Origin of the sequence: Micromonospora sp. DSM 45708 (assembly GCF_039566955.1) — a bacterium.
Taxonomy (GTDB): Bacteria; Actinomycetota; Actinomycetes; order Mycobacteriales; family Micromonosporaceae; genus Micromonospora.
Genome location: NZ_CP154796.1, coordinates 1781747 through 1795771, shown reverse-complemented (window position 1 = coordinate 1795771; position 14025 = coordinate 1781747). Strand labels below are relative to the sequence as shown.

The following is a 14025-nucleotide window of genomic DNA, read 5'->3' as shown; positions in this document are numbered from 1 at the left end:
TGGCCGTCTCTCATCTACGCAACACGCCCATCAGGGGCAAGCCGTACACCACTCCAGTGGACGCAACCTGGGACCGGAGACCTCCTGCCTTGGCATTCCGGAAAGTAGCAGGGGCCCGCTGCGGCTCGGAGCCGCCCGAGGCTGACACCACAAACGACACGAGCAGCAACGTCAGCCTGCGTCGATGCAGCTAGGAAGCACGTCGGCTCAGTCCGCTACCCGACAGGCGCAGGAACATGTGCCGTCCTCGTGTCCACTAAGGTCGCCACATGGCCCCCTCGACCACCAAGCCAGCCCTGCCACCAGCAGCCGACATTCGTCCAGTTCCTCAGCTTGGACAGGTCGTCGAGGTGCGTGGCTCCACGTGGGCGGTAGCCCGCATACAGCAGCAGGGCCTGCCGCGTAGCCCGGCGGATGAAGCGGTGGCCTCGCTGAACCACGCGGTGACGCTTCAGGCGCTCGATGAAGACCGGCTGGGTGAGGATCTGACGGTTGTCTGGGAGCTGGAGGTCGGCCATACCGTCACGCCCGCTCAGGGACTGCCGAGGCAGATCAACCCGGACGCCTTCGATGACCCGAACACGCTCGCCGGGTTCGTCGACGCGATGCGCTGGGGCGCGGTGACCTCGGCGGACGACCGTAGCGTGCAGGCGCCGTTCCACAGCGGTGTCGCGGTGGAGGCTTACCAACTGGAGCCCCTGCGGCGGGCGCTGTCCTCGCCCCGGACGAACCTCCTGCTAGCCGACGATGTCGGCTTGGGCAAGACCATTGAGGCCGGCTTGGTGGTGCAGGAGTTGCTGCTGCGGCACCGGGCGCGTACCGCGATCGTGGTGTGCCCGCCAAGCTTGTCCCTGAAGTGGCAGGACGAGATGCGGGACAAGTTCGGTCTGGACTTCACGATCATCAACAGCGAGATGATGCGGGAGGTACGGCGCCGCTACGGCCTGCACGCGAACCCGTTTCAGCTGTATCCACGGGTGATCGTGAGTATGGCGTGGCTGCCGCAGGTGCGCGCCCAGCGGATGCTGCGTGACGTCTATGCGCAGGCGGCGAGCACGAAGACCGCCCGGCGGTACGCGTTCGACATCTTGATCGTGGACGAGGCGCACCATGTGGCGCCGGCCAGCCCGTCGGCGATCGGTGGTGGGCGCGGCTACGCCGTGGACACGCAGCGCACGATCGCGGTCCGGGATCTGGCGGACAAGTGTGAGCATCGCCTGTTCCTCAGCGCCACCCCGCACAACGGGCATCCGGAGTCGTTCACGGCGCTGTTGGAGATGATCGATTCGCGCCGGTTTAGCCGTGGTGCGCTGCTGGACGAGCGGGCGTTGCGGGAGGTGACGGTTCGGCGGTTGAAGTCGGACCTGCCGGACAAGGGTTTCCGCCCTCGGGAGCTGCGGATCATCCCGTTCACACCGCACGCCGATGAGCAGGAGATGTTCGCCCTGCTCGATCAAATTCTCACCGAGAGTGCGAAGGCGAACGGGACCGGCGAGTCCGGTGACATCACCGCCATGCTGTTCAAGAAGCGGTTCTTGTCGAGCCCGTGGGCGTTCGGCATGACCTTGCAGTCGTACCTCGCCGCACGGTCGGTGGGCCAGGCGCCGACCGACTGGGACTACGACGACATCCTCGGCGAGGGGCAGGCTGACGAGGAGGAGGGCCTGTGGGAGCAGGACGAGGCGACGGCCCTGCGGCACAGCAAGGCCACCGACCCGCTGGTCACCGCCGCGCCCGGCGAGTTACAGCGACTGGCCGAGTGGGGGCTGAGCTTCGAGAGCCGACCCGACTCTCGCCTTGATGAGCTGATCACAGCTCTTGATGCGATCTGCCGACCGGGCGGGTTCTGGTCCAACGAGCGCATCGTGGTGTTCACCGAGTACGCCCACACCCTGGAGTGGGTACACCGGGTGCTGGTGCAGCAGGGCTACGGCGACGTGCTGGAAGTCATCCAGGGCCAGACGCCGACCGACGAGCGCGAGCTGATCCGCGAGCACTTCACCACCGAGCCGTCGGCGAAGAACCCAGTGCGGGTGCTGCTGGCCACCGACGCAGCCGGTGAGGGCATCGACCTCCAGGACCACTGCCACCGGTTGATCAACCTGGACATCCCGTTCAACCCGTCACGGTTGGAGCAGCGTATCGGCCGGATCGATCGGTACGGGCAGCAGCAGACCCCGCTGGTGTTCCAGTTCGCCCCGGACCGTTCGGCGGCCATGTACGCCGCCGACATGGAGTTCATGGGCCGGATCGCCCGCAAGGTGGTGACGGTCGCGCGTGACCTCGGGTCGGTCAACCAGGTCGTCGCCGACGAGATCCAGGATCACTTCACCCGTTCCTCCGCGGGACGGCGTAAGAAGGGCGCGCTCGACGGCAACGCCGTGATCAATAAGGCGTTGGCCGGTGGGTTGGACCTGAACAGCCGGTTGACCCAGTTGGAGAAGGGCTACGCCGACAGTCGGGCGGAGCTGCACCTGGAGCCGGAGAATCTGCGGCGGGTGGTCGACACCGCGCTGCGGATCAGCCACCAGCCGCCCTTGGTGGTGGCCGGTGACGACCGGACCGACGCAGCCGTGTTCACCGTGCCGCCGCTCGGTCCGGCTTGGCAGTCGACGTTGAAGGGCCTGGATACCCGCTCCGAGCCGGGCGTATTACGGCCGATCACGTTCGACGACAAGGCCGCGGCAGGGCGGAAGGACCTCGTCTACGTCCACCTGGGTCATCCGCTGGTGAAGAAGGCTCAGCGGTTGCTGCGGCGGTCGCTGTGGAGCGCGGACGCGCCGTTGCACCGGGTCACGGCGGTCGTGGTGGATGGGCTGGAGGAGTCCTTCGTCGCGGCCGTCACCCGGATGGTGCTGGTCGGCCGGGGCGGGCTACGCCTGCACGAGGAGATCTTCCTCGCCGGCGTACGCCTGCGGGGCCGCCGGACCATCGCCGAGGAACGCGCCGAGCAACTGCTCGACCAAGCCCTCGACGCCGGCAGGCTGACGCTGGCCGCTGCGGACGTCCGCGCCGACCTGGCCAGGGAGTGGAACGAGCCGGAGTCCCCGCTGCGGTCCCGGCTGCTCAACTCGATGACGCGACGCGCCGAGTCCCGCCATCAGCGGGTCAGCGACCAGCTCGCCAAACGTGAAGAGGCAGACGTCACCCGGGCGCGGGAGATCTTCGCCGCGTTCCGCCGCAACCTGAACGAGTCACTGGACCAGCTCACCAGCGCCGAGATGCAGGACCAACTGGCGCTCTTTCCCGATGATCAGCAGCGGCAGCGCCGCCGCGACATCGACACGATGCGCCGCCGGCTGGACGAGCTCGGCGACGAGGAGCAGCGGGAGATCGCGGCGATCACCGAGCGGTACCGCGACGTCAAGCCACACACCACCGCCGCGGCGGTGGTGTTCGCGCTCACCCCGGCCGACGCCCAGCGAGGAGGTTCACGCTGATGCGGACCGCCCGTACCTTCCGCCCGAAGACGGCCACCGAGCTGCACCGGGCGTGGCTGGAACTGGTCGAGACAGACGGCCCCTTCCTGGCCATCCCGCCGCTGAAGCGGGTCTGGCCGCAGGGCATGCCCGCCCTGGACCCCGAACGCCTCGACGGCCTCCGCGAGGCCAGGCCGGCGTTCGACCACGCCTGGGAAGCCCTCGACATCGACCCGGACGACGAGACCGTTCAGGCCAAGTACGCCGAGGTCCGCGACGTCTGGGTGCAGACCGTCCTGCGGGACGTCGTCGGCTGGCGTACCTCGCTGGCCTGGAGTCCCGACTGCGCGCCCGGGGTGACCGCGCACTCACCCGACCGGCGGATCTCCGTCACCCCGCAGGCCGCGCTGCACGGGCCGGACGGCATCGGCGCGCTGGTCGGCGTGGTCGACAAGCGCGACAGCCTGCACGCCACCGGCACCGACGGCTGGGCCGCCACCGCCATCGACCGGATGGAAGCGATGCTGCGCGGCGCCGGCATCGCGATCGGCATCGTCACCGACGGCCGCTGGTGGGCGCTGGTCTGCGCCCGGCCGGACGCGATGGTCGCCTCCGGCATCGTCGACGCCCAGACCTGGGTCGAGGAACCGCTGACCCGCAACGCCTTCCTCACCGTCGTCGCCCGGCAGTACATCATCGGCGGTGACCCCAACGAGCGGCTCCCCAAGCTATTCGAGGAGTCCGTCGCCGCCGCCGAGGAGATCACCGAAGCTCTCGGCGCCCAGGTCCGCCGCGCCGTCGAGCTGCTGATCCAGGCGTTCGCCGAGACCGCCGCCGACCACCACAGGCGCGGCCTGCATGATCCGCTCCCAGACGACCCGCACGACACCTACTCCGCGGCCGTCACGGTCATGATGCGCGTCGTCTTCCTGCTCTTCGCCGAGGAGCGCGGCCTGCTGCCGCAGAGCGAGCTATTCCTGCAGGGGTACGGCATCAGCGGTGAACTCGACGACCTGGAACAGCGCCGGCTGCGCGACGGCGAGGAATCGCTGGACAGCACCTACCTGACCTGGCACCGGCTACTCGCCACCAGCCAGGCCCTCTACCGGGGCGCCTCGTTCGAGAACATGCGCATGCCAGCGTACGGCGGATCGCTGTTCGACCCGGACCAGTACCCGTTCCTGATCGCCGCGAACGACAACGACACCCTCGCCATGCCCGTCTCCGACCGGGTCATGCTGCACGTCCTGCGCTCGGTGCAGGTCGCCCAGCTCAAGGGCGGCGACGCACGCCGGATCTCGTTCCGAGACGTCGACGTGGAACAGATCGGCTACATCTACGAAGGACTGCTCGGCTACTCCTGCACCCGGGTCACCGGCGACACCCTGGTCGGCCTCGTCGGCGCGACCGGAGCCGAGCCGGAGATCCCGCTGACCGTGCTGGAGCAGCTCGCCAACGCCAATACGACTCCGGCGAAACTGGCCACCGCGATCATCGCCTGGCTCAAGGAGAACCAGCCCGCTGCCACCCCGCCGAGCGCAAACGCCTTGGCGAAGCGGCTCGCAACCACGCCCAGCGACGACGCCGACCGCATGCTGCGCGCGGTGACCGATGACGACGACCTGCGTGCACGCCTGCTCCCCTGGGCCACCATCACCCGGCCCGACCTGCGCGACCGCCCCACCGTCGTCCTGGACGGCGGTCTGGTGGTCACCGAGACGCCGTCGCGGCGCAACGCCGGCGCGCACTACACGCCGAAATCCCTCGCCGAGGAGGTCGTCCAGCACGCCCTCGAACCACTCTGCTACTCCCCCGGCCCGCACCAAACCGCCGAACGGAACGCCTGGAAACTGCGCGGCTCGGACGAGATCCTCAACCTCAAGGTGGCCGACATCGCCGCCGGCTCCGGCGCATTCCTGGTCGCCGCCGCCCGCTACCTCGCCGCCCGCCTCGTCGAGGCATGGATCGACGAGGATTCGGCCAACGCTACCCGGCCCGATCTCGGCCAGCACGCAATCCGCGAAGTCGTCGCCCGCTGCCTGTACGGCGCAGACATCAACGCGATGGCCGTCGAGATGTGCAAGCTCTCCCTCTGGCTGGTGTCGCTCGACGGGAACCTGCCCTTCTCCTTCGTCGACGACAAGATCCTGCACGGCAACTCTTTACTCGGTCTCACCCATCTGCGGCAGCTCCGCGCCCTGCACATCGATCCACCCGAGCACCAGCAGCCGAGGCTGTCGGCCCGCGACATGGACAGCACCATCCAGCGAGCCATCGGCATCCGCCGCGAACTCGCCAGCGAGGTACGTGAGAACGACCCACAGCGCAGCGCCACAGCAAAACGCCGCCAGCTCAACCGGATGCACGAGTTGACCGCCCAGCTCCGCCAGGCAGCCGATGGCGTTGTCGCTGCCGGACTCCGCGTTGGCGGCAAACCGGGCAAGGCTCTCGACGAGGCATACGAGAATCTCGCCGAAGCAATAGCCGCTGCGATGCCGGCGGATGGGCAGTCGCCCGACCCGGCTTTCCTGGAATCCATCTTGGAGGAAGGCCTTACGCCGACAGTCGCGACGGACTACAAACGCTGGCAGCCGCTACACTGGGCACTCGAAGTCCCGGACGTCGCAGTCGACCATGGCGGCTTCGACGCTATCGTCGGAAATCCACCATTCCTTGGCACGAAGATGCTCAGTGGCGCTATCGGAACCAATTGTCGGGAATGGCTCGTCAATCAAATCGCCGCGGGCGCCAAAGGAAGGGCAGACCTAGTCGCGTACTTTCTCCTACGAGCAGTCAATCTGCTTCGGCCCACCGGCGTGCTGGGCTTAATCGCTACCAACAGCGTTGCGCAGGGAGGCAGCCGTGAGGTCGGCCTCGATCGGATAGTAGCGAGCGGTTTCACATTGACTCGTGCTGTTCGCAGCGCTCCGTGGCCCTCGGGAAGCGTCCAACTGGAGTATGCCGCCATCTGGGGCACCAGGGCACCCGTCGCTGATGGCGCGCACCGTATTGCCGATGGTGTCGTAGTTCCTCGAATCTCGCCGCTACTGGAGCCCGCCGGGTGCGTCGACGGAACGCCAGTCCGACTGGCCGAGAACAGGGACGTTGCGTTCCAGGGGTGCACGGTCCTCGGCATGGGGTTCATCGTAGAACCCGACGAGGCACATCGGTGGATCGAGAGGGACAAGCACAACGCGGAAGTCCTCTTTCCTTACCTGACCGGAGATGACCTCAGCTCGCGCCCTGACTGCTCGCCATCTCGCTGGGTGATTGACTTCAAGGACCGCAGCGAGGCAGAGGCAGCACGATACTCAATACCTTTTGACCGCATATCAGACCTCGTAAGACCTGAACGCGCAAAGAACAACCGAAAAGCTCGGCGCGAGCGATGGTGGCAGTATGCCGAGAATGCTCCCGGAATGCGCCGTGCGATTGCCAACCTCGAAAATGTCTTCGTCGTCGTGTTAACCAGCAAAGCCGCAATGCCGATGCGGGTTCCGACCGGACAGGTATTCAGCAACAAGCTCGCGGTGTTTGCGACCGATTCGTTCGCCAATCAAGCGCTACTGTCGTCCTCCATCCACTGGAGTTGGGCGGTAAAGTACAGTCCAACACTCGGAACTTCGGTGAATTACGCACCGTCTGACGCCTTCGAAACATTTCCACAGCCAGAGCGGATAGACCATCTTGACAAGGTCGGATTTGTGCTGGACCGGGAGCGGCGAGAGATTATGTTGCGTCGTCAGCTCGGCCTAACGAGGCTGTACAACCTCGTCAACGATCCCGACCTGGCCGATACTAACGATCCCGATATTGCCCGGATGCGGCAAATTCATGTCGAGCTGGATCAGGCGGTGATGGCCGCGTACCGCTGGTCGGATGTGTCGCTCGACTACGGCTTCCATACGTACCGGCAGATGACCCGCTGGACGGTTAGCCCGGCGGCGCGGGTGGAGATCCTAGACCGGTTGCTGGCGGAGAATCTGCGCCGCGCGGCAGCGCAGCAGCCAAAGGCGGCGAAAAAGGCGACTGCCCGCCAGCGGAAGCCCGACGTCCATGACGGTCAGGAGGCGTTGCTGTGATCGATCCCGCGCCGGGGTTGCAGCTCGCGCACCAGCCGGACGGCACCTCGTACATAGTTCGCGAGAACCTGGTCGACATCCTGGAACGTGAGCTGCTCGGTCCATCGGGTGGTCCGGAGGAGCTGTTGGCGGTGAGCCCGCGTCAGCTGTACCTGGTGGGGCATATCGCGCCGGTGAAGCTGACCGAGCCCGATGCTGATCCGGCCGGCTCTGAGGACGGGTATGGCCTGGTAGGCATCCGATCTGATGCGGCAGGTTTTCATGCTCAACGTGGGATTCCGGCCGAGTCTGCCGATGGCACCGACGTCGAGGGCGAGGAGGATGACGCCGACGACAAGGCTCCGAGGCAAGGGCTGATGATTCCGTCGTCGATGGGGTTGCGGTTCCAGGTGCCGAACGATCTGGCGGAGTTCACGGTCACCGCGTCGTGGGGCACCTACGAGAGCGTGAAGACCGGTGAGGTCGACAAGCAGGGCCGGGCGGTGCGGCGGTATCGGCGCACGCCGGTTGGGATCGTCGAGAAGATCGCAGTGGCCGAGCTGACGCCGGGCCGGACGTACACGCGGGTACTATCCGGGCAGATCTGTTTGCGGATCGATGCCTACGACGACGCGCGTTTCGGCCGGCGGTTGATCGAGATCGCGCTGGTCAATGACCGGGAGACGCCGCCGACGATCCCAGTGCACGAGTGGCTGTTCCAGACGAAGCTGCACGTCGACGCGGGCGGTGCTGCGGTGTTCCTGCCGGTGCGCGACGTCATGGAGCAGGAGTGGCCGGAGCACGACGACGAAATGCGCCGGTTGCACTTGCAGTACCGCAACCGGCTGGAGTTCGCGGTCGGGCGGACCTGCTCGGTGGACTGGCGGGCGGAGCCGGGGGCACGGCGTGCGACGGCGGTGTGGACGACGTGGCTGCCGGTCGCGGAGACTCCGCAGACGCAGGCACGGTCGGTCACAGGCGCGATGCTGTCCATGGACGCACTGGCCAAGGCCAGCCCTGAACAGGTTCGTGACGGGCTCGCCCCGCTGGTGGACGGGTACCGGACCTGGCTCGACGGTGAGGCCCCGAAGGCGGCACAGCTCCCCGAGCATCTGCGGGACCTGGCCGAGGAGGTCGTGGAAGAGGCACGCGCGGCACAGCAGCGGCTGGCGGACGGTCTGGCGCACGTGGTGGCTGATCCGGAGGCGTTCGCATGCTTCCGGTTCATGAACGAGGTCATGCGGGACCAGCGGGTCCACTCCCGGATCGGGGCGTTGCGTAGCTCCGACCCGAGCCTGTCGTTCGACAACGCCCGCGATCAGGTCGAGGCCGACGAGCGGGAGAAGCCGTCGTCGTGGCGGCCATTCCAGCTGGCGTTCATCCTCATGCAGCTGCCAGCGTTGACCGACCCCACCGCGGCGGCGCGCAGCGGCGAGCTGTCGCGGGTGGAGTTGCTGTTCTTCCCGACCGGTGGTGGCAAGACCGAGGCCTACCTGGGCCTGGCCGCATACACGTTCGCGATCCGGCGCCGGCAGCAGATGGTGGCGTCCTCCGATGGGCCATTGGACGGGCGTGACGGGGTGGCCGTGTTGATGCGGTACACGTTGCGGCTGCTCACCGCGCAGCAGTTCCAGCGGGCCGCCACGCTGGTGTGCGCGGCGGAGCTTGTTCGCCGCCGGGACGAGGCAACCTGGGGTAGCAAGCCGTTCCGCATCGGGTTGTGGGTCGGCACCGACGTGAGCCCGAAGCGGTGGAACGAGGCGGACGAGCAGCTGCGCAAGGCCAACGCGTACGGCGGGCACCGGTTGACGGTGCTGCAGGTGCAGCGGTGCCCGTGGTGCGGCAGCCCGATCGGCGCTGGGAACGTGAAACCGGTCAAGATGACCCGGCGGGTGCTGGTCTTCTGCGGCGACGATATGGGGCAGTGCCCGTTCGCCAAGGGCGGTCAGGTGGATGAGGGCCTGCCGATGCTGACGGTGGACGAGGAGATCTATCGGATGCCGCCGGCGTTCGTGATCGCGACGGTCGACAAGTTCGCTCGGCTGGCGCGCGAGGGTGAGGCGGCGTCGCTGTTCGGCTATGTCAGCAGCTACTGCGGCTGGCACGGTTACGTGCACCCGGACTACGCCGGTTGCAGCATCACGACCCAACATCAGGCCGTGCCGGGCCTGCCCGCCGCGACCGTACGCCCGGTGGGACGACTCCGGCCGCCGGATCTGATCATTCAGGATGAGCTGCACCTGATCACCGGGGCGCTGGGCACCGCCGTGGGGCTGTTCGAGGTTGCCGTCGAGACCCTCGCGTCGTGGGAGACCGCCGACGGCAAGCCGGTCCGGCCGATGATCGTGGCATCGACGGCCACCGTGCGCCGCGCCGACGAGCAGGTACGAGGGCTGTACGGGCGCGGCGTCCAGATCTTTCCGCCGCAGGTCTTGGATGTGGCGGACACGTACTTCTCACAGGAGCTGCCGATCGGCCCGACTACCCCGGGCCGGCGCTACATCGGGGTGAGCGCGCAGGGGGTGCGGCTGTCGAGCGCGGAGATCCGGGTCGCCGAGGTGTTGCTGCTCGCCGGGCAGTTGCTGTTCGACCGCAGTGGGTCTGCCGCCGATCCGTACATGACGTTGGTGGGCTACTTCAACGCGACCCGTGAATTGGCCGGTATGGCCCGCTACATGGCCGACGACGTGCAGAACCGGGTCCGGCAGCCACGCCCTGGATCGGGTTTCCCACGGCGGCTCGGCTCGTACGGGCGCCTGGTCACCGGCGAACTGACCTCCCGCATCGCCTCGGTCGACATCGGACGCACCCTGGACAACCTTGCCCTGGAGTTCGACCCCGACTACGCCACGACCGCGGCGATGCGGCAGCGGCTCGAACAGCAGGAGGTCGGCGGGCGGATGGAGCGGCCGAAGGCCGACCCGTTCGACGTGGTGCTGGCCACCTCGATGCTGCAGGTCGGCGTCGACGTGCAGCGGCTCGGTCTGATGCTGGTGGTCGGGCAGCCGAAGAACACTGCCGAGTACATCCAGGCGTCCTCGCGGGTGGGCCGCGACGTCGGCCGTCCAGGCGAGGACTGCGGCCGGCCCGGTCTGGTCGTGGCGCTCGGGAACTGGGCGCGGCCCCGCGACCTGGCCCACTACGAGCAGTTCCGGCACTACCACGAGACGTTCTACGCACAGGTGGAGGCGCTGTCGGTTACCCCGTTCTCGCCGACGGCTCTGGACCGGGGCATCGACGGGGTGCTGGTCAGTGCGGCGCGAGTGCTACAGGCACACCGCGACGATGGGCTGTCGCCGGAGCGGGGCGCATGGCGGGTTCGTGACGAGCAGAACGCTCTCGCCGCCTTGGTCGATCGGCTCTCTGCCCGAATCCGGCCGGCTGCCCAGCTGGACGATCTGATGGCGCAGGCGCACCAGCGGTTGATCAACCGGCTGGACCAGTGGAACGCGCGGGGAAAGTACGCCGGGAAACTGAGCAAGACCTTGGTGTATGAGCGCACCGGTGACAACGACAGCTACCTGCCGTTGCTGATCAGCCCGGAGAACGCGAGGGCCCACCAGGGCCAGCAGGACCGTGCGCCGTTCGTCGTCGCGCACTCGATGCGGGAGGTCCAGCCGGAGATCAACCTGCTGGTCAGCCCCATACCCGAGCGGCTGTTCGTCGTCGAACCCGACGACGCGCCGGCGTGGGAGCTGCCCGAAGGAGAAGACGAGTGACGGACGACGACGCGGCGCAGATGATCTTCGAGTCGGCGCAGCCGTTGGACCCACTTGCCGACAGTGAGCAGTCAAACGTCAAGAACCGGGCCAAGGTGGGCTCGGCCCGCCCCTCGTCGCTGCTCTACACCTACGGTGTCGGCTCGATCATGGACCTGCCGCAGTTCTCGATCATGCCGGCTGGCCTCGACGACTGGGAGCCGATCTGGCGGCGGCGGCCCACCGTACCGACGATCGAGGAACCACGGCTGCTCAAGGTGGTCCAGCTTCACCTCGGGTCCCGCGTGCAGCAACTGCGGCCGTTCCCGTGGCAGCCGAAGGCCCGCGCAATGTCGCAGGAAGGCTCCGACCTCGGCATTCCGGCCCGGGTGTTCCCGCAGTGGCTGCGCTGCACCGGCTGCGACTACCTCGGGCCGCTGTCGCGGTTCAGCTACACCAACACCCACCCGTTCCGGCCCGACCTGGCGACCTTCGAACACGCAAGTTGTCCCGGCCGTACGTTCGCGGGGGCGGCGAAAGGAAAGGCCAAGGCTCCCGCGAAGGGAAAGGCCAGGCGCAGCCCGGCGGTGCCCGCCCGTTACCTGCTCGCCTGCGCCAACGGCCACCTCGACGAGTTCCCGTACGCGTTGTGGGTGCACCGCGGCGGAACCTGCCCCGCCGCCCCGCACCCGGACCTGAAACTGCGCGACAGCAACATCGGTCAGGGAGCCGGCGCAGTCATCACCTGCGAACGTTGCCAACAGCGGCGAGGCATGGGCGAGGCTCAGGGTGAGGCCGGCAAGCAGAAGCTGCCGACCTGCCGGGGCCGGCATCCGCACCTGAACGCCTTCGACCCCAAGTGTGGGCTGGACACCTCGCTGATGATGATGGGCGCGTCCAACCTCTGGTTCGCCTCGACCCAGTCGATCATCGTGATGCCCCGCAGTGAGGAGCAGAAGCAGACCGCGCTGGCCACGAAATTGCGGACGCAACTCACTCCGGAGGAACTGGCCGACTACGCAGCCATGCCGAACGTGCTTCGTTCGCTTCTCAACGCGCACAAGTGCGACATCGCTGGCGTCACCGACGAACAGCTGACCGCGGCGGCAGTCGAGGCAGTCGCCCCGCCCCCGTCGGAGGAGGAGCGTCGGGAGAGGCTACGCGATTGGGACCCGGTCGAGCTGCTTGTGCCGGAGTGGGACTACCTGCAAAAACCGAGCCTGTTCGCGCAGCAACTGGACTCCAGTGGGCTAATGGTCACCGAAATGCCCACCGCCGCCGACCTCCCGAAGCAAGTGCACCGGGTCATCGCTGTGAACCGGATGAAAAAGGTCAATGCGGTGATCGGTTTCACTCGCATCGACGAGATGGACCGGGTCAACGACCTCGCGAGCCGGCTCGTCAAGCTCACCCGGGACGGCCGCCCTACCTGGGTGCCAGCCACCGAGGACCGCGGCGAGGGCATCTTCCTGCAACTGGACGAGAACGCCATCGTCGCCTGGGAAGCGCAGATCCTGCCCACCGGCCTGTGGCGGGCGCACCGCGAAGCCCACCGGCACAACTTCTCCCGGCGCTTCTCCGCTACCGCCGCCCAGATCGACCCCGACACTCGCTTCCCCGCCCCGCGCTACTGGCTGATCCACAGCCTGGCGCACATCCTCATCCGCGAGATGGCGATGTCCTGCGGTTACGGCGCTGCCAGCCTTAGCGAACGCCTCTACGCCTGGCCCGCCGCCCCCGACCGGCCCGCCGCCGCTGGCCTACTCATCTGCACCACGGCGTCCGACAGCGAGGGCACCCTCGGTGGACTGGTCGCGCTCAGCCAGCCGGAACGGCTGCACGGGCTCCTGCTCGACGCGCTGCGAAGAGCAGCCCGCTGCTCTTCCGACCCCGTCTGCGGGCAACGCACACCACGACACGGCGAGGACTTCCTGCACGGCGCGGCCTGCCACTGCTGCAGCTTCGCCTCGGAGACCTCCTGCGAACGCGCCAATCGATTCCTCGACCGTAGATTCCTGCTCACCCTGCCCACGATCGACGACGAACGGGTCCCCGGCTTCTTCGGGACCATCGATGTCTACTGACCCCTACACGGCGCTCGGCGCCTTCCTGACCGCCTACGAGGCACAACGACTCGCCACCGTCCTACAAGCCGGCGGCACCTCTGGCCAGGCACTGAAAGAAGTGCACGCCGCCCGCCGCGGCGAGGCGAGGCGCCTACTTCTCGCGGCCGAACTCGGTCCGGAGCACCGGGACAACTTGGTCGCCGTACTCCGGGCCATCGCCGGAGCACGATCCGTCCGGACCGCCATCTCCCCCGTCTGGACCATGCCCGGCGTCGAAGCTACGACCGGCCGGCTCACCAGCGAAGCTCAGCGCATCATCGATGACGCGCGCATGTCGATCGTCTGCTCCAGCTTCAACTTCACGCCGCACTCAGGCATGTGGACTGCCCTCAAGAACGCCGCAGTGCGTCCCGGCCTGAGCGTCACTGTGTACCTCGACGCCCACGCCGGCTCCCCGACAACCGTCGCAGCCCACCTGCCGTACGCGACCGTACTCCGGACGCTGACCCTGCCCGGAAACCATCAGCCGGTGGTCAGCCATGCCAAGTTCATCGTCGTCGACCATGCAATCACGCTGCTGACCAGCGCGAACTTCTCCTACAGCGCCGAGAACACCAACATCGAGCTGGGGCTACTTGTGCATGACACCGGTCTCGCCGGATCGATCGAAACGCTCCTACGCAGTAAACATGGCATCTTGTATGAGCGAGTCACATGAGGGATGGCTCCACGGGATACGGGGGTTCATGCCGGCTACTGATCAGGGCTGGGAGCAGCGGCG

At 67.4% G+C, this 14025-nt stretch carries 5 protein-coding genes; all 5 read left to right on the top strand.

Features of this window, described 5'->3' with window-relative positions; genetic code table 11:
• Positions 1-269: 269 nt before the first annotated feature.
• From drmD to drmC, 5 genes are read left to right on the top strand one after another with little or no spacing between them, the layout of a single operon-like run.
• Positions 270-3440 carry a DISARM system SNF2-like helicase DrmD gene (drmD, locus tag VKK44_RS08430; protein ID WP_343446290.1) on the top strand — a complete coding sequence of 1057 codons (3171 nt, stop codon included), beginning with the start codon at positions 270-272 and terminating at the stop codon, positions 3438-3440.
• Complete coding sequence (locus tag VKK44_RS08425; protein WP_343446289.1) at positions 3440-7501, top strand: Eco57I restriction-modification methylase domain-containing protein; 4062 nt, start codon at positions 3440-3442, stop codon at positions 7499-7501. The genes drmD and VKK44_RS08425 overlap by 1 nt, the downstream gene beginning before the upstream one ends.
• Positions 7498-11199 carry a DISARM system helicase DrmA gene (gene drmA / locus VKK44_RS08420; protein WP_343446288.1) on the top strand — a complete coding sequence of 1234 codons (3702 nt, stop codon included), beginning with the start codon at positions 7498-7500 and terminating at the stop codon, positions 11197-11199. The genes VKK44_RS08425 and drmA overlap by 4 nt, the downstream gene beginning before the upstream one ends.
• Entirely contained in the window at positions 11196-13262 is a 2067-nt protein-coding gene (locus VKK44_RS08415) for a DUF1998 domain-containing protein (protein ID WP_343446287.1), read from the top strand. The genes drmA and VKK44_RS08415 overlap by 4 nt, the downstream gene beginning before the upstream one ends.
• Complete coding sequence (gene drmC, locus VKK44_RS08410; RefSeq protein WP_343446286.1) at positions 13252-13962, top strand: DISARM system phospholipase D-like protein DrmC; 711 nt, start codon at positions 13252-13254, stop codon at positions 13960-13962. Before VKK44_RS08415 ends, drmC begins: the two co-directional genes overlap by 11 nt.
• Positions 13963-14025 lie beyond the last annotated feature (63 nt).

Excerpts from the sequence above, each read along its gene's own strand:
- drmD (WP_343446290.1), top strand. The coding sequence starts at position 270 with ATGGCCCCCTCGACCACCAAGCCAGCCCTGCCACCAGCAGCCGACATT.
- VKK44_RS08425 (WP_343446289.1), top strand. The coding sequence starts at position 3,440 with ATGCGGACCGCCCGTACCTTCCGCCCGAAGACGGCCACCGAGCTGCAC.
- drmC (WP_343446286.1), top strand. The coding sequence starts at position 13,252 with ATGTCTACTGACCCCTACACGGCGCTCGGCGCCTTCCTGACCGCCTAC.